Annotated in this window: 17 protein-coding genes; 4 read left to right on the top strand and 13 right to left on the bottom strand. The window is 41.3% G+C overall.

Going from position 1 to position 18209, the window contains the following annotated elements; genetic code table 11:
* Window positions 1-4: 4 nt before the first annotated feature.
* From FC093_RS21355 to FC093_RS21310, 10 genes are all read right to left on the bottom strand, one after another.
* Entirely contained in the window at window positions 5-1348 is a 1344-nt protein-coding gene (locus FC093_RS21355; RefSeq protein WP_137263851.1) for a hypothetical protein, read from the bottom strand.
* 122 nt (window positions 1349-1470) lie between these two features.
* Window positions 1471-2565 carry a chorismate mutase gene (locus FC093_RS21350; protein ID WP_137263850.1) on the bottom strand — a complete coding sequence of 365 codons (1095 nt, stop codon included), beginning with the start codon at window positions 2563-2565 and terminating at the stop codon, window positions 1471-1473.
* Window positions 2566-2689: 124 nt separating this feature from the next.
* The gene (locus FC093_RS24720) at window positions 2690-2839 is read right to left on the bottom strand and encodes a HepT-like ribonuclease domain-containing protein (RefSeq protein WP_137263879.1); all 150 of its coding nucleotides are present in this window, start codon (window positions 2837-2839) and stop codon (window positions 2690-2692) included.
* Window positions 2840-2868: 29 nt separating this feature from the next.
* The gene (locus tag FC093_RS21340) at window positions 2869-4539 is read right to left on the bottom strand and encodes a DEAD/DEAH box helicase (RefSeq protein WP_137263849.1); all 1671 of its coding nucleotides are present in this window, start codon (window positions 4537-4539) and stop codon (window positions 2869-2871) included.
* 224 nt (window positions 4540-4763) lie between these two features.
* Window positions 4764-5660: a prephenate dehydrogenase gene (locus tag FC093_RS21335; protein ID WP_137263848.1), complete on the bottom strand. Its 897-nt coding sequence runs from the start codon at window positions 5658-5660 to the stop codon at window positions 4764-4766.
* Window positions 5661-5672: 12 nt separating this feature from the next.
* On the bottom strand, window positions 5673-6878 hold the full coding sequence (locus FC093_RS21330) for a pyridoxal phosphate-dependent aminotransferase (protein ID WP_137263847.1): 1206 nt from the start codon (window positions 6876-6878) through the stop codon (window positions 5673-5675).
* A 77-nt stretch (window positions 6879-6955) separates the two neighbouring features.
* Window positions 6956-7795, bottom strand: a complete 840-nt coding sequence (locus tag FC093_RS21325) for a prephenate dehydratase (protein ID WP_137263846.1) — start codon at window positions 7793-7795, stop codon at window positions 6956-6958.
* Between the two features lie 402 nt (window positions 7796-8197).
* Entirely contained in the window at window positions 8198-8953 is a 756-nt protein-coding gene (locus FC093_RS21320; protein WP_137263845.1) for a superoxide dismutase, read from the bottom strand.
* A gap of 5 nt (window positions 8954-8958) precedes the next feature.
* Complete coding sequence (locus tag FC093_RS21315; protein WP_137263844.1) at window positions 8959-10395, bottom strand: LptF/LptG family permease; 1437 nt, start codon at window positions 10393-10395, stop codon at window positions 8959-8961.
* 392 nt (window positions 10396-10787) lie between these two features.
* Complete coding sequence (locus FC093_RS21310; RefSeq protein ID WP_137263843.1) at window positions 10788-11168, bottom strand: START-like domain-containing protein; 381 nt, start codon at window positions 11166-11168, stop codon at window positions 10788-10790.
* A 135-nt stretch (window positions 11169-11303) separates the two neighbouring features.
* On the opposite strand from FC093_RS21310, the gene FC093_RS21305 reads away from it, so the two are divergent.
* Complete coding sequence (locus tag FC093_RS21305) at window positions 11304-12818, top strand: serine hydrolase (protein ID WP_137263842.1); 1515 nt, start codon at window positions 11304-11306, stop codon at window positions 12816-12818.
* A 40-nt stretch (window positions 12819-12858) separates the two neighbouring features.
* On the opposite strand, the gene FC093_RS21300 is transcribed toward FC093_RS21305, so the two are convergent.
* From FC093_RS21300 to FC093_RS21290, 3 genes are all read right to left on the bottom strand, one after another.
* A complete protein-coding gene (locus FC093_RS21300) occupies window positions 12859-13161 on the bottom strand; it encodes a hypothetical protein (protein ID WP_137263841.1) in 303 nt (100 codons plus the stop codon).
* Window positions 13158-13940 carry a 5'/3'-nucleotidase SurE gene (gene surE / locus FC093_RS21295; RefSeq protein WP_240743399.1) on the bottom strand — a complete coding sequence of 261 codons (783 nt, stop codon included), beginning with the start codon at window positions 13938-13940 and terminating at the stop codon, window positions 13158-13160. The genes FC093_RS21300 and surE overlap by 4 nt, the downstream gene beginning before the upstream one ends.
* A 121-nt stretch (window positions 13941-14061) precedes the next feature.
* Window positions 14062-14532 (bottom strand): hypothetical protein, encoded by a 471-nt coding sequence (locus tag FC093_RS21290; protein WP_137263839.1) that lies wholly within the window; start codon window positions 14530-14532, stop codon window positions 14062-14064.
* Between the two features lie 444 nt (window positions 14533-14976).
* Here FC093_RS21290 and FC093_RS21285 point away from each other — a divergent pair, with 444 nt between their 5' ends.
* The 3 genes from FC093_RS21285 to FC093_RS21275 all read left to right on the top strand — a co-directional run bounded on the left by FC093_RS21285 (window position 14977) and on the right by FC093_RS21275 (window position 18155).
* Window positions 14977-15960: an ABC transporter ATP-binding protein gene (locus tag FC093_RS21285; protein WP_137263838.1), complete on the top strand. Its 984-nt coding sequence runs from the start codon at window positions 14977-14979 to the stop codon at window positions 15958-15960.
* Window positions 15961-16153: 193 nt separating this feature from the next.
* The gene (locus tag FC093_RS21280; RefSeq protein ID WP_137263837.1) at window positions 16154-17758 is read left to right on the top strand and encodes an amidase; all 1605 of its coding nucleotides are present in this window, start codon (window positions 16154-16156) and stop codon (window positions 17756-17758) included.
* Window positions 17759-17903: 145 nt separating this feature from the next.
* Window positions 17904-18155, top strand: a complete 252-nt coding sequence (locus FC093_RS21275) for an RNA 2'-phosphotransferase (RefSeq protein WP_137263836.1) — start codon at window positions 17904-17906, stop codon at window positions 18153-18155.
* Window positions 18156-18209 lie beyond the last annotated feature (54 nt).

Raw genomic sequence — 18209 nt, 5'->3', positions numbered from 1 at the left:
GTATTTACTTTTTATTTATTTCTTTACGAATTGCTTCCGACAGCTCTACCTGTACAGCAGCAACCATAAAATTAGTGACGTTAATTTCGCTGTATAAATAATAATAATAGATGGCGGACAGAAGATCATCCTTTTTAAGATGCACCATTACTTGTATCAGCCAAAAAGTAGCCAGGTCTTTATCACCGGGAAGCTCCGCTGGAGGAAACCATTTTAGAATATCTTTTTGCTCATAAATATCTTCGAAGCCAGGTTGTGGTGCAGGTTCCAGAATATTGGCAAGTGCCAGATCCAGCTTAGCCAATGGATACATTTGCAAGTCTTCTATCCTTGACCTGGCAAGGCTGATCAGTTTGCCATTTAAGCCGAATTCAATCTCAAACAGCGCAGTTGCGATAAGTAATTTATCCGCGTATCTATCCAGCAGATCACGAGTGTATTCTTCTCGTTCCCCGTTCGGCAACTCTTCTGCTACTAAAAAGTCATTCTCAAATTTTTGCAAAAACGTATCTTCCTCTTCCTCTGTTATGCCGGCAGCTATAAATTCACTGTTATCTATCTGTTCGTAATCTTCTGTATCCGTAATAGCCGGATCAAAACGATCTGGTTTTTTTTTGCGCAGTTCACGCAAGTCCTGTTCTGTTATCAGTGTTACCTTTTCAATACCGGTCCGTTCTTCTGCCTGATCAAAATCATACAGCTCATTATGGCTTAATCCGGCTGCAATCAAAGGAGTAATTCTTCCTAAATCATAATCATCTATCACATCCTCATATTCCTCGTCATTATCATCAAAATCATCGTCGGTAAGTCCGCTGATAGTGTAACGATAATTGCCTTCACCGGCATTCTTTATCAGCCTGGCAAGTGCATTGCTATGCTCTCCAGGATGATGAACAATTAAATGTGGTAAGCCATCTTCGTCGCCCACAGGAATATCTATGATAGGAATGTTGTCGTTATCTTCCTCCAAAATAAATCTGGTTACAGCAAATTCCTTAGCTGGATCTATGCCGTATTCCAGCGCAAAATCGTGCCCTGCATAAATAATGTTGTGCGCCAGTGCATATTCCACTTCATCAAACATCTCATCTATTTCCGTAGGAAGACGCTTATATATTTCCGCTTCCGGCTCGTTGAAGAAATAAAATGTATCCTTTACACCAAGACACATCAGGTCAACCAAATAAAAACCGGCTGTAACGTTGCCATTTACATGGCTACGCATCACAATCACATCGGCTTCGCCAGCCTCTTTCCAGCCTTTAGTTACAAAGCACTTATATATTGGCAAGGTACGCGCCCTTGTTTCTATATATTTTTTGGGAGAAAGCTGAGATGATGCCATGACAACTTTTTGACCTAAACCATTATTGTCAAATAAAATAAGTACCCATCATGCGCGGAGCTTGTGATTCATTGCTCACAGCCTGAAGCTCACGAACATTCAAAACAACCTATGCAAACCTGCTATTCTTCATTCATTACCTTATTCTGATGGCTAATGCTTTCCATGTGTACCGCATCAAAATATTTGGTGATGAACTCTTTGCTTAAACCCAATTTATCACCTTTGGCGGTGGCTCTTTCCAGTATTTCGTTCCAACGGTTGGTTTGCAAAATAGTGATGTTGTTTTGCTTTTTGTACAATCCAATTTTCTCAGCCACTTTCATGCGTTCGCTTAGTATTTGCATTAGTTCATCATCGAGGTGATTGATTTGCTGGCGCATTTTTTCCATAGCTGCATGATATTCTGCAGAAGGCACATCTTCTTTTCTCCAGCGAATGCTATCGAGCATTTCGGCAAGGCGTTCCGGTGTTACCTGCTGCTTTGCATCGCTCCAGGCTTTGTCCGGGTCTATGTGACTTTCTATTATCAGCCCATCATAGTCCAGGTCAATAGCTTCCTGGGCAACTTCCAGTAAAATATCGCGGCGGCCACAAATATGTGATGGGTCGTTGATCATCATCAGTTCGGGATTGCGGCGTTTCATTTCAATAGCGAGGTGCCACATAGGCGCATTGCGGTATTGCGCATTGCCGTAAGAAGAAAAACCGCGGTGGATTAAACCAATTTGTTTGATGCCGGCTTTTGCTACCCGTTCTACAGCACCAATCCACAATTCAAGATCGGGATTAATAGGGTTTTTGATTAATACCGGTACATCTACGCCACGCAAGGCATCGGCCACTTCCTGTACGCTGAACGGGTTAACGGTAGTACGTGCACCAATCCACAAAACATCTACATCAAAATGCAGTGCATCCTGCACCTGTTTTGCAGTTGCTACTTCTACAGCCACCGGAATGCCGGTGAGTTGTTTTGCTTTTTGCAGCCATGGCAATCCTTTGGTACCAATGCCTTCAAAAGAGCCGGGGCGGGTACGTGGTTTCCAAATGCCGGCACGCATCATATCTACTTTACCGGTTTTTTGCAGGCGCACGGCGGTTTCGGTTACCTGTTCTTCGGTCTCTGCACTGCACGGACCTGCAATAATCAATGGACGTTTGTTCCATTTTTCCTGCACCAATTGTTTAGCGGGTGCTGCTTGTGTCGCTTCCATGTTCGTTTTTTTATATTGGCTGTTGAATGTATATGTTGAATGGTTTTATTCATTTTGTACATTCAACAAATAACGTTTACTAATTTTTTATTTTTGGCTGATGAATAAAGTTGTTAAAACAACTTTATTCATCTATTTCATTTTCCAATATCCTGTTTACATCTATTTCTAAAACTGGAATATCTTTCGTTGCAATTTTCCAAATGAGCACATCATTAACATTATCGTGAGCATGAATAATTCTATTTCTTAATTCACTACAGCACGTGTATATGTTAACTGTATTTGTGGATTGATCTTTGGCTACCTGCTATTTGCATCGTTCATCCTTATTCTTCTGCCTTTGAAATTTTTACCATCCAGTGCACGGATCATTTGTGATGCGGCACTACGGTCCACTTCAATCCAGCTATTCATTTCTTTCATATCTACCCTGCCCAGTGCATCTTTGCGCAAGTCGCTCATATCGAGAATGAATTGTAAAAAGCTGGCTTTGTAAAAACCGTCTTTTGTGCCGAGGTTCACAAACAAACGCGCATAATCGCCATCTTTATTAAAAGTTCTGCCTTTTGTATCGCGAAAATTTCTGTCGTCATTTCTGCCACGGCTTTGATCACGTGCACCAGCCTCGCGGTTGCGGCGGTCTTCACGCACATTGAGGTCGCCGGCATTTTCATAATATTTCAAAAACCGGTCAAACTCCAATGCTGCTACGCGCTTCAATACTTCTTCCTTGGTGATGTCGGCAAATTTTTCTTCCAGCATCGGCACGTAGGTTTCATAATCGCCATGACTGATGTCGGCTTGCAGCAATCTATCCATAAAATAGAAAAACTGCTTACGGCACACATCTTTACCGCCCGGAATCTCTAACCGGTGAAAAGGTACCTGCACCATGCGTTCAATCTGACGCAGTTTGCCTATTTCGCGGCTGTGCACAATACTCATACTAATGCCTACTGCGCCGGCACGACCTGTACGACCACTACGGTGCGTATAGACTTCTACGTCATCGGGCAGTTCGTAATTAATTACGTGCGTAATGTCTTTTACATCAATACCACGTGCAGCTACATCCGTAGCAATTAAGAGTTGTAAACTTTTATCCCTGAACTGCCCCATTACTTTGTCACGCTGTGCCTGCGTTAAATCGCCATGCAAGGCATCTATATCATATCCTTCTCTGGTTAATTTTTCTGCTATTTCCTGTGCATCTGCTTTGGTGCGGGTAAAGATGATACCATAAATGCCGGGATTAAAGTCTATCAAACGCTTTAACGTTTCGTAGCGTTGATGCGCTGCCGTTACATAATACTGATGGTCAATGTTTTTGTTGCCGGTATTCGCTTTACCAATCGTGATTTCAAAGGGCTCGGTCATGTAGCGCTTGCTCACTTTGCGTATTTCGGGCGGCATGGTAGCACTAAACAGCCAGGTGCTTTCGCGCTTGGGTGTGTTTTGCAAAATAAATTCTATATCATCCTGAAAGCCCATATTCAGCATTTCATCGGCTTCATCCAGCACTACATATTCAATCTGATCGAGGTTGATAGCTTTGCGTTCAATTAAATCTATCAGGCGACCGGGTGTTGCCACCACGATTTGCACGCCGCGCTTCAAATCTCTTATTTGCATACCAATGGAAGCACCGCCATACACTGCTACCACGTGAATACCACGTATATGTTTTTTAAATTGCTCTATTTCGCTTACAATTTGCATGCACAGCTCGCGCGTGGGGCACACCACTAATGCCTGCGGATACTTTTTTTCCTCATCTATCAATTGCAGTAAAGGCAGACTGAAGGCGGCCGTTTTGCCGGTGCCGGTTTGGGCTAATCCAATTAAATCTTTTGTACCGCTCAATAATACCGGAATGGCTTTTTCCTGTATTTGGGTAGGATTTTCAAAGCCCATTTCGCTGGTAACCCTTACCAGCGGCTCTGCCAATCCCAATTCTTCAAATGTTGTCATTAATCTGTTTTAAAATTTCTGCAAAGGTAGTTTATAGCACACGGATGACATATTTTTTGCACAAGGATGATCAGATTAAACACGGATTTAAAAGGATTTTGCAATTGTTATATACGAGTTATTAAATCAATTAGACAGATTGCACGAATTTTTATTAATCCTGATTATCCGCGATTCAGCCCGTGTATTCCCCATCTGTCGACAGGCAGGCGTGTGCTATAATCCTATTTAATTATTTTTCTAATCTTATTTGCATTTTCAATCAACTCCTTCAGATAATCTGTATTCTCCTTTTCCAAACATGCTTTAAACTTGCGTAACTGCGAAATGTGCTCGTTCAATACATCCAATACATTCTCCCGGTTTTGCATAAAAATGGGTACCCACATAGCGGGATTGCTTTTGGCAAGGCGCACCGTGCTTTCAAAACCGGCACTCGCCAGTTCAAAAATGGCATCTTCTTCTTTTTCTTTTTCCAGAACTGTATTAGCCAATGCAAACGAAGTAATGTGCGAAATATGACTTACATACGCCACATGCACATCGTGGTCTTCAGCATCCATGTGCACGATGTACATGCCCAATGTTTTGTATAAATCTTCCGCCATTTGCACAGCATTTGTATCGCTTTGTGCTACATTACAAACCACTGTCGCTTTCCTGGCAAAGGCATCGCGCGTTGCTGCCTGCGGACCGCTGTATTCGGTACCCCACATTGGGTGCGTAGCTACAAAGCGCCCGCGCTTAGGATGATTTTTTACTGCATCAGTAATACCTTTTTTGGTAGAGCCGGTATCAATGACTACCTGGCTATCTATATTATCTAATATTTGCGGCAACAATTGTTCGCACACACTTACCGGCACTGCCAATACAATGATGTTGGCTTTCATAACCGCCTGGTACAGAGGTAATATTTCATCTACAATCTTTAATTCCAATGCTTTTTGTGCATTTTCTTTGTTAGCCTCTACGCCAATGATATGTTTGGCAAAACCCTTTTCTTTTAAAATCAATGCCATTGAGCCGCCTATCAATCCAACACCAATGATGGTGACGGTTAAAGCTTCTCCGTTAGAAGAAGTTTCAGCAATTTTGTTATTTACTTCACCTGCTGACATTTTTATTTTTCTTTAGATGCTTAATGATTCTTCTATGCCGCTTTTTACTCTTCTTATTGCTTCTTCGAACTTTTCTACAGAACCACACAAACTAATGCGGATATAATTGTTACCTGCACTTCCAAAAATCCCGCCGGGCGTAATGAACACATTACTATCATACAACACTTTATCACTCAGTTCATAACCATCTTTATAGGTATCGGGAATTTTTGCCCACATAAACATACCTGCCTGATCTCCGGAGTAGGAACATTGCAACACATCCAATAATTCATACACTTTGCTCCTGCGCTCTTTGTATATTTTATTAATACTTTCGTACCAGTCGTTGCCAAGACTTAAAGCTTTTGCAGCGGCGAGTTGCACGGGTAAAAACATGCCACTGTCCATATTACTTTTAAAGCGCAATACTTCATCAATTCTTTCTTTTGCGCCGCATAAAACGCCTACGCGCCAGCCAGCCATATTCTGGCTTTTGCTTAAAGAATTTAATTCTACTGCAACACCTCTTGCGCCTTCTACACTCAACAGGCTCATTGGATGATTGTTAAGTATAAAACTGTATGGATTATCGTGGCAAATGAGTATGTTGTGCTTTTTACCAAAAGCAACTAATTGCTCAAATAGTTCCCTTGTTGGCAGTTGTCCTGTAGGCATTTGCGGATAATTTACCCACATTAACTTCACGCGCGATAAATCGCTCTTTTCTAAGGCTTCCAAGTCGGGGAAATAGTTGTTTTCTTCTTTTAATTCATAATCTACACACACGCCACCAGCGAGCTTTACGGCGCTTCTGTAAGTAGGATAACCGGGGTTAGGAACCAGCGCTTCATCGCCTTCATTCAGGTAAGTCATGCAAATGTGCATAATACCTTCTTTGCTGCCAATGAGTGGTAAAATTTCAGTATCGGGATTTAGAGAAACACCATAATATTTTTGATACCATTGTGCAAATGCCTGACGTAACACAGGCGAGCCTTTATAACTTTGATAAGCATGTACATTAGGCTTTGCACTTTCTTCCTGCAACACCTTTATTACATCCGGATGCGGTGGTAAATCGGGGCTGCCAATGCCCAAATTAATAATATTTTTACCCTGCTTATTCAGATCGTCTATTTCTCTTAGTTTTTGTGAGAAATAATATTCGCCTATACCTTCTAATCGCTTTGCTGTGCCCCCCGCCCTAATGGGAGCTTTTGAACCTGATTCCATCGTTACTATGTTATTTATACTTTTTATAATCTTTTTTTCAAAAGCTCCCTTTCATACCCGGGGACTTCCGCTCCCCTTTAGGAGTTGGAGGCTGTATTTCCGTTTTTATACACACCGTAAATTTTAACTTCTTCCGTGAGCGGCTTTATCTTCTCTATTACTTCATAAAACTGCTCTATCCCATCAAACTCCATATCGGCATGAAAACTATACTTGAAATTACTGCCGGGTATGGGGAAGCTTTGCAGCTTGCTTAAATTAATACCACCTTCGGCAATGGTCGTCAGCACTTTGGCAAGGCTGCCTTTGGAATGGTCTGTATGAAAATTGACGGATGCTTTATCAGCTTTATCAACAATTGCAGCCTGCTCTTCTCTCTGTAAAATCAAAAAGCGGGTGTAGTTGTTTTTCATGGTGTGAATACTGGGTGCAATCACATGCAATCCGTACAACTCGGCAGCCAGCTTACTGGCAATGGCTGCAGTGTGCTTGCTTTTGTGCATGTGAATGTGTTTGGCACTTAAAGCTGTGTCTTCTGTTTCTACCAGCTTCCAGTTGTATTTATCTAAATATTCAAGACACTGTTGCAAAGCCATGTAATGAGAATGTACTTCGCGGATATCCTCGAGCGTAATGCCCGGGTTCACCATCAGGTTTTGCTTTATCTGCAAATACACTTCACCAATAATGCGGAGGTTGCTTTTTTGCAATAAATTATAGTTGGGTAAAATGCTTCCGGCTATGGAGTTTTCAATGGCCATAACGCCACCATCGCTTTCTTTTTTGTTTTGTGCAATTTTTACTACTTCCCTGAAAGTAGCGCAAGGCAATACCTGCACTTCTTTGCCAAAAAATTGTCGCGCCGCTTCCTGATGGAAACTGCCTTCGTAACCCTGTATCGAAACTTTAGTGCTCATACGTGATTAAAACAAAAATCCCGGCTCAGCAGAACCGGGACTCTATATTGATAAGTTTACTATACTTTTTTGCAATACAACCCGGTTCTACTTTTTAAAGTAAAAAAAGAAAAAGTAAAAAGCGTTGTATATACGTGTGTTGTTCATTGTAAAATGAGAAGACAAAAGTAGAAACAATTTGATATGCAACAAATTTTTTTAAGCACGAATAAACAAGTGTTAGTTTAATTAACCACTAAGACGCTAAGACGAAAAATTTATTCAGTAAAATCTGTTTTCTACTTCAAAAATTGTTGCTTGTCAATGAATAACAGGTAAAACAAGCAGTGCAGTTTATTTTATATATGAATAAACCTCTCTATTTAAAGCTTCGGGTCCTTATGTCTTTGCGGCAAAATCCTATTAAATCATAGCCTCGAAGCGCTGTTGAATAAAATCCCAGTTCACTGTTTTCCACCACTCCGTAATGTATTCGGGCCGGCGGTTTTGGTACTTGAGATAATATGCATGTTCCCACACATCCAACCCAAACAAAGGCATTCCGCGCAGTGGGCTTACATCCATTAAGGGATTATCCTGATCGGGCGTAGAACCAATAACCAGTTTTTTATCATTGGTCATCATCAGCCAGGCCCAGCCGCTTCCAAAGCAGTTTTTGGCTGCATTATTAAATTCATTTTGAAAAGTAGCAAACGAATTAAAATCTTTCTCAACAGCTGCCAACAATTTGCCAGATGGCATAGGCGCAGCAGATGGCGCATTCATACTTTGCCAAAACAACTCGTGGTTGTAATGACCACCGGCGTTGTTGCGCATTTTGATAGAATATTTTGAAATATTCACCAGCAACTGCTCCAGCGAAGTTTGCCGGGTATTTACATTTTCTGCCTGCATTGCTTCGCTTAAATTTTTTGCATAAGATGCGGCATGTTTGGTATAGTGCAACTCCATTGTTTGCGCATCTATCACCGGTTCCAATGCATTATATACATATGGCAGGGGCGTTTGTGTATAAGGTATGGCACGTATTGCAGTTTGTGCATGTGCCTTATGCGTACAAGACAGCGATGGTAAAATGGAGGTTGCCAGACCTGCGGCAATGCACGCTTTGCCAGTCGTCTTCATAAAATCGCGGCGGCTGGTGTTTTCGTTCGTCATAGTCGCTATTTTTTAGCTGGCAGCGAAGTAGTGAATAAATGCCGTAATTTTTTAAATAAACGGTAATAAACTTCTTTATTAAACAACTGCGAGTCGTGCATGGCTTTTACAGTCAGGAATATTCCTATAGGGATGAGCACCACAGTAGAAAGCCACATACCCGAAAACACATTGACAGCACCACTTTTAGCTGCTTTTTCGCCAAATGTATTAAGCAGGTGAAACAGTACAAAAAATATAATAGCAAACAGCAGCGGCGTGCCCAACCCACCTTTGCGGATGATAGAGCCCAGCGGTGCGCCTATCACAAATAAAACGAGGCAGGCTACAGATAAAGTAAATTTGCGGTTCCATTCAATCCAATGGCTCCGTAATGAGTTTTCCCGGTCTTTATAATCGGATGCCAACAGGCTAATATTAGATTTTGCATTGTTTACCTGGCTTAAAGCACGGTCGTAAACAACAATTTTATTAATGGTTGGTATCATTGCTTCAAACGAAGCTACGTTGCTGTCTTTGAGTGGTTTTGTTTGCCATGCACTGTCTCTATATCGCACGAAACTCAGCGCACCACGGAGCTCGCGCTCAGAGCGGGCATAAAAGAAAGAATCGACATTACCAAGCGAATCAATAGCAATATCGAGCTGCCGCACGCTCAGCATTTTTGGGCTGTAGCGAAAAAGACTATCCTCTGTTTTGTTCATTGTAAAACTGCTCAGGTCAAAGAGTTTTTTATACTCTTTAAAGCCCACGCGTATAAACTGGGTATTCGGGTCGTAGCGGTTACCCTGCTCTTCGTAGCGCCAGCCATTGCGCAGCTTAAACTCGATAAAACGCTTATCGGGCGTTACGCGCATTACGCCGCTTTGAGCAGTCATTAGGTTATCCTGCAGGCCAAAGTTGCGCTCGTAAATAATCACATCCCGAATGGTGCTATCATCTTTATCTTTTTTACCCAGTTTTATTACATATCCTTCCAGCTTGTCGTAAAACTGCCCTTCTTTTATATCAAATGCAGGCTTGGTAGCCACCATGTCCCATTTAAGCGCATCCAGTTTTAGATTGGCATAGGGAATAATATTATTTTCAAATAAAAAAGCCACGCCGCTGATAAGCACTGCTACAATAAACAGTGGCCGCATAAAACGCAGCAAAGAAATGCCGGCAGACTTAATAGCGACCAATTCAAAACTTTCGCCCAAATTACCAAAGGTCATAATGGAGGAAAGCAGGAGCGACAGCGGAAGGGCTAATGGCACAATAGTGGCAGCTACCGCGCTAACGAGGCGCATAATGGTAAAAAAATCGAATCCTTTGCCTACAATATCATCAATCCACAGCCAGAAAAACTGCATGACCAATACAAAAAGCGAAATGAGAAAGGTGGCCAAAAACGGACCAACAAACGCTTTGATGATGAGCAGATCGAGTTTCTTTATCACGCGGATATACTTGTATGGAAAAGCACAAAAATAACGTATATCAACACAGGAAAGCTGCACCGGTAAGTGCAGCAAATTATTTTAACACAAGCCTATATGCGTAAGACAATAAAGTGCCTGGAAAGAAAGGAGTATTCAATTTTTCAGTTAAGTCCAGCGTTCTAACCCTTGATATTGCTATGCGGAAGGAAGCATTTATGCTTTGTTATACATCAAAGTTTATTTACATAATAATTTGCTGCAATTTACAGTGCTTTGTGCACCCGCATGACAAAGACGTTCTTTAATAGTGGATTATAAATCCAAATAGAGTTAAGGTATCCTACAATATCATTATTGTGGCAGCAATCATGTGTAAATTATGCTATCAAAAACTTTACCTTGTTTTTAACTTAACTACCTAAACGGTGAAACAGCTCTTTCACCTGGTATTCCCAAAGCTGTGTTTGATCTTTAATTTCGCCTTTTTCGGCAAAATCTTTTATTACCAATATCGTTTGATTGGTGATTTCCGTTTTTTCAATACGAAATTCAAAATATTCGTCTTTTGGCGCCGTAAGCCAGCGATAACGTACATATTTATCCTGCTCATGCTCCAATTGCTGCGCTTTCTCTACCGATCCATTCCAGCTAAAACTGAACACGCCGTCGCGCTCATCCACTTTATCGGCAAACCATTCGCCTAAACCAGAAGGGGTAGCTAAAAATTCGTACAATATCTGGGGCGAGCAGCGCACCGGATATTCGAGGGTATATAATTGTTTTTTTGCCATTGCGGATCCATTAAAAACTTGAAGTGTGCAATAATATAAAATAATCAATGCAGTGGAAAAAATTTTTTTCTGCGCTGCATTCCAACGCCGTTTACGCCATCATTCCTTACCTTTCACATCTATTATTGCACCGTAATGAAAAAAACATTTATTCTTCTGTTTGCTACACTTATTTACAGCAGTTTCTCCTTTGCACAGCCCTCCTTTATAAAAGACAGCCTCGACAGCTACATAACGCAAGGTATGAAGGACTGGAATATACCCGGGCTCGCTATTGCTATTGTAAAAGACGGACAGGTGGTAATGATGAAAGGCTATGGCGTGAGAGACCTGGAAACGAAGGAGCCGGTGGATGAGAATACGCTATTTATGATAGCAAGCAACAGCAAACTATTTACCGGTACCGCACTCGCGCAATTAGACTACAATAAAAAATTGTCACTCGACGACAAGATCACCAAATATTTTCCGGATTACAGAGTGTATGATTCCTGCACAACGCAACTGGTAACTATCAAAGATATGCTGGGGCATCACTTGGGCACAAAAACTTTTCAGGGCGATTTTACATGGTGGAATTCCAATCTTTCGCGCAATGAGATTATGTATAAAATGCGGTATTTGAAGCCAAATCAAAATTTTCGTGCAAGTTACGGCTATTGCAATAGCTGCTTTTTAACTGCCGGAGAAATCATTCCGAAGGTAACCGGCAAGCCCTGGGAAGTGTATGTGTATGACAGTATTGTAGAACCGCTGCAAATGACGCATACGCACACGCTTGGGCAAGGCATGTCTCAAATGCCCGATGCGGCCACACCATATACCAACACTTTTTCGCAGGTATTAAAACCATTACCTTATGATAATGTAGATAATCTTGCTCCCGCCGGAAGTATGGTAAGCTGCGTAAACGACCTTAAGAACTGGCTCTTAATGCAGTTGGACAGCGGCCGGTATAATGGAAAACAAATTCTGAAATGGCCGGTACTACAAAAAACAAGAGATGCCAATACGATCATCAGCACCAGAAAAAACCTCTTTATTCCTACGCATTTTAGTGCTTATGGATTAGGTGTTTTTATAAAAGACTATAATGGAAAGGAATTGTATGAGCATACCGGTGGCGCCGATGGCTTTGTAACCAGTGTGTGTTTTGTGCCCGAAGAAAAATTAGGTATTACTATTTTGACGAATAATGATAACCAGAGCTTTTTTGAGTTGCTGCGGTACCAAATACTGGATGCATACCTTGGTGTGCCTTATACAAACAGAAGTAAAGTAGTATTAAAAATATTTAACGAAGAACGGCAAAAAAACCTGGACAGCATTAATGCCTTGAAAGCCCGTGTAAATGGCAACAGGCCGCCCTTGCCTTTAAGCGCGTACACCGGCAATTACGAGAATCAGTTATTCGGGAAAATTAAGATTACTATCGATAAAGATAACTTGAAAATAACTTTTCCGGATCACCGCAACCTGGCTGCTACCCTGCAATATATGGATAATGGCCAGTGGCTAATGACCTATAATCATCCTGCTTTTGGTATTTTTCCATTAACATTTAAAACAGAAGGTAATAAAGTGGTTGCTACCGATGTAAAGGTGAACGACTTTTTGGAATACGATCCTTATACGTTTGTAAAAGAATAAAAATGTTTAAAGTGAAAGTATTAAGCCTGGAACTTCTTTCCTATCGCAAAAACATTTTTAAAACAAAGGCAGCTACAGCATAAATGCAGGTAATGATAAAAATACCTTTGGCAGTGCGGTCTCGGCGGGTATTGATATATAGCGTAAATACAACCGCATTTGCTAACAATGAAAAAGAGATGAGTGCTGTAATAAGCGTTTTTTGTACAACTAAAACATGCAAAAAATCGCCTATGGAAAAGGTAGGAAAGAACTTCCAGAAATAGTAAATGACCATGCCAAACAGTGGTGCAATAACGCCTACAACGAGGCCAAGGCGTAAATTATCTTTTTGAAGTATCAATGTTTAAGACTTTTTTCGAGTTTTTCTTTTAATTGATAATGCGTCAGGTCAAATTGTACCGGTACTACGCTTACATAGTTGTGCTCCAATGCCCATACATCAGTATCCTGACCTTTATCAAAGTTCACAAATTCTCCGGTAAGCCAATAATAATTTTTACCAGTGGGGTCTTTACGTTCTGCAAATTCTTCCTGGTATTTGGCATACGCCTGCTTGCACACTTTAAAGCCTTGCAGCAGTTCGGCCGGTACAGCAGGTATATTTACGTTAAGGCATAAATGTTTATCAAAATGCTTGTGCAATACCTGCTCTGCCAGCAAAGCCGCATACTGCTGGGCACCCGAAAAATCAGCCTCTACGCTATAATCCAGCAGGCTTAAGCCTATGCTGGGAATACCCTCAATAGCTGCTTCCAGGGCTGCCGACATGGTGCCGGAGTAAATAACATTAATCGAGTGGTTTGGTCCATGATTAATACCGCTAAGGCACATATCCGGCTTGCGGTGCAGTACCTTATCAACAGCTAGTTTTACACAGTCAACCGGCGTACCGGTACACTGCCATGCTTCTATATCACCAAACAACTTTGACGGATGCAGCCTTAGCGGCTGCCCTATTGTAATGGCGTGACCCATACCACTTTGCGGCCGGTCTGGTGCCACCACTACTACTTTTCCCAAATGCTTTACGGATTCTACCAACGCAGCAATACCGGGCGAGGTAATGCCATCATCATTGGTGATTAAAATAATCTTTTCGTCGCCAGCTTCTTTTGCCATTGCCATCGTTGCAAGATAAGAATAAATTCAGATGACAGTTGATAGTTATAAGTGGACAGATACTAATTACCATCTTCTGCAAGTAAATTTAAGACTACTATTGTTGCTGTTGTTTATACAATTAAAAAGTATAGCGGATACCAATACCGCCATACGCCGGCGTAAATCCTGATGAACCTACCAGATCTACTGCCGGCTGCCAGTCCACACTTACATTAATGGGGTAATCTGCCAGTTTATAATCCAATCCTAAAACACCATCGATACCAAAACCGGCACTGCTTATATTTTTGCGTTGCTGATAATCGTGGTTCCAAAAACCTATATGTGCACCCGGGCCCACATACCAGCGTAAGCCATCAACGCCTTCAATATCAAAATTAAATTCGTATAAACCCACCGCACGAAAGCCACTTGACCAAAACATAGCTTCGCCTTCTACATTATTTCTATCGGTCACAAACTGCTTGTATGTAATGGCAAAACCGGCGGGAAATTTCACACCAATTGCCCGGTTGTATGTTTGTGATTCTTGTGCAGAAGCGGTATAAATAATAAATAAAAAGACAAATGCGGCCAGGTACTTTTTCATAAATTTTGGTTTGGTATCATTAACATTTAAAACGTTTTGCGGACTCATTTGTTTACAAACAAACTGTTAAAGCAAAGCAGTACAAAATGAAACACATTGCTTTAGCATAAGGGAAACAATGAATCATTCATCGTACATCCATTCATATTATTAAAGTATTTTATTCTAAAATCAATGCTTTTTACAGATGACTGTAGCAGGGTTCATAAGTATTGCTTCGCTTCATTTTATATAAAACTGTAAGTACATTCAACGCTGTTAACATGCACAAAAAAGGGCGCGAATATAAACAGGAGTTGCTGCATACAAAAGTGGTATGCAAAGCAGTTGCTGTATAATAATATTTTCGGGAATATTTTATTTCCAAATACGCTTATCTTTTGCGCTCTATTTTGGAGCAGGCAGATAAATAATTTTAGGAAAGAAAACAAGTGGTGTTATCCTATGAGTTTATTACATGTATCAGAGGTTTACAGGAAGGAGGGAAATAATTTTGTGGTGAAGAATATCAGCTTTACACAAAACCAGTTTCAGAAAATAGCTGTTGCCGGCGAAACCGGCTCAGGCAAAAGCACGTTGTTAAAAATGATAGCAGGGCTGGTACAACCCACCAGCGGAGCCATTTATTTTGAAAACAAAAGAGTGTTAGGTCCTGAAGAAAAGTTATTACCCGGCCACCAGGCTATTGCCTATCTGTCGCAGCACTTTGAACTGCGCAGCAATTACAAAGTGCGTGAATTGCTGCTAATGGCAAATAAAATAACCGATGAAGAAGCCAATATTATCTACAATATATGCCGGATAAGTCATTTGCTCAACAGGAAAACCGACCAGCTTTCGGGCGGCGAAAAACAACGCATAGCAATGGCGAGTTTGCTTACAGCTGCGCCTAAATTGTTGCTGCTGGATGAACCCTTCTCAAACCTTGATACCCCTCACAAAAACATGATGAAAGCAGTAGTGCGTGATATCAGTGACATATTAAATATCACCTGTTTACTCGTCTCGCACGATCCCGTGGATATTCTTTCGTGGGCAGATGAAATTATGGTGATGAAAGATGGACAAATCATTCAAAAAGGCACGCCGCAGCAGGTGTATAAACAGCCGGTGAATGAATATACAGCCGCCCTTTTTGGCACTTACAACCTGATTAGTGTATCACTCCTCAATGAATTTGCAACGTTGTTCGATATATCAATTAACGGCAGAGATATATGTGTACGTCCTGAAAATTTTACCATTGTCAGCTACAGCGAAGGCGCATTAAAAGGCAAAGTAAACAAGGTGCTTTTCTGTGGCAGTTATTACGAACTGGAAGTACAGGTACATAGGGATGTACTAACTGTAAAAACACACCTGCGCGATATAAAAGAAGGCGATAGCATTTACCTTTATTTATCGCCTGAAGATGTAGGTTATGTATAATTTATATGCTTTAACACTACCAAAGAACTTTGTAAAATGATGTGCATTTAATAACTGCGATGACTCATTATTTCACGAGAAATGCACTTGTTGCTTCAACTATGTTTTATATTAATTTGGTATAAGCAATCTTTCCTGTTCAGCAAAGCATTAAATTGCATACTACCATCACTAACCATACAAACATGCATACATGAACAGAAGATATTTTCTTAAAAATACATCATTGGCAGGTTTTACTATTTCATCGCTGGTTACAGCCACCCCGGCAAATGCACAGCCGGATAATAATACAGAAGATATAAAAGCTATTGATATTGCAGAAGCAACAATAGACGATTTGCAGCAGCGTATGAAAAGCAACCAGCTTACCTCAAAAGCGCTCACTGCGATGTACCTGAAAAGAATTCAATCAATAGACAAAAACGGACCAGCCATCAACAGCGTAATTGAAGTAAACCCCGATGCACTTTCTATTGCAGAAGCACTTGATAAGGAACGCAAAACGGGCAAGATACGCGGACCATTACATGGCATTCCGGTATTAATAAAAGACAATATTGACAGCGGTGATAAAATGATGACAACTGCCGGCTCGCTAGCATTGGTTGGCAACAAAGCCGCAAAAGATGCTTTTATTGTAAAGCTGTTGCGCGATGCCGGTGCAGTATTATTGGGCAAGACCAACCTGAGTGAATTTGCCAATTTTCGCTCATCGCATTCCACCAGCGGATGGAGCAGCCGCGGCGGGCAAACCAAATGTCCTTATGTGCTTAACCGCAATCCATCCGGCTCCAGTGCTGGCACCGGCTCGGCGGTAGCAGCCAGTCTTTGCACCATTGGTATTGGCACCGAAACAGATGGCTCTATCGTAAGTCCTTCATCGGTAAACGGATTGGTTGGCATTAAGCCAACGGTTGGTTTGTGGAGCCGCTCGGGTATTATACCTATTTCTGCAACACAGGATACAGCAGGGCCAATGGCACGCACCGTAAAAGATGCAGCGATATTGTTGGGCGCATTAGCAGGTGCTGATAGTGCGGATGCCATAACAGCGCAAAGCAATGGCAAAGTACAAAAAGATTATACTACCTTCTTAGATGCCACCGCACTAAGCGGAAAGCGCCTGGGCTTTGATAAATCTACTTTACGTGGTAACCCCGATATAGTAGCGCTCATTAATAAAACATTGGAATTGCTGAAAGCACACGATGCAACGATTGTAGAAATTGATTTATTAAAGCCTGTTTATGCATTGGGAGATGCAGAGTTTGAAGTACTGAAGTATGAATTCAAAGATGGATTGAATAAATATCTGGCGGGTGCCAATGCGCCTGTAAAATCTCTGAAAGAGGTGATTAATTTTAATAACCAGCACGAGGCAACTGCTATGCCTTTCTTTAAGCAAGAATTACTAATAGATAGCGAAGAGAAGGGCGATCTGAACAGCAAAGAATATACCGAAGCCTTGGCAAAATCCACTGCTGCACGAAAGGTGATAGATGACTTGCTGCAAAGCAATAATTTAGATGCAATTTGTGGACCTACCAATGGTCCTGCCTGCTGCATAGATCTGGTAAATGGCGATTACGACAATGGCGTTTCGTTGTCTTCGCCCGCTGCAATGGCTGGCTACCCGCACATCACCGTACCTATGGGTTTTGTGCATCAGTTACCAGTTGGCTTTTCTTTCTTCTCCACAGCTTATGAGGAGCCAAAAATTATTGCATTGGCCTATGCTTTTGAGCAGGCAACAAAGCAAAGGAAAGCCCCTGAATACCTGGCAAATATCAGGTAAGATTATGCACCAGATGGCGGTTTTGTTTGCTTATATAATGTTTTCTCACACCGCGGAGAACAGGAGTCAATGGGAGTTTACGCGGAGAATACGCAACTCTGCGAAACCGCTTATCATTCCTGTTCTCCGTGGTAAAAGTCTTAGTATGCTTAATGAAAAAGAGATAACCAGCATTAGTAAGTTTTTGAGCCTTGTATTACGGCACAAACCAGAAACAATTGGGTTGCAGCTAAGCGAAAACGGCTGGGCGGATGTGGAAGAACTGATTGCTAAAATAAATGCACATACTTTTAAAATTACAAAAGCTATTTTAAACGAAGTTGTAGTTTCTAATCTCTTGGGGTTAGTTCCGCGAAGCTCTGCTTTGCCTTTGGTATTATCTTTATGTAGTGAGTGAATATATCCATAAGAGTCATAATGTATCAGTTTTATTGTATCATTATGTATGTCC

The organism is Ilyomonas limi, assembly GCF_005233845.1.
GTDB classification, from domain to species: Bacteria; Bacteroidota; Bacteroidia; order Chitinophagales; family Chitinophagaceae; genus Ilyomonas; species Ilyomonas limi.
Note: the sequence above shows the minus strand (reverse complement) of the source record. Positions and strands in the feature narration are given on the sequence as shown.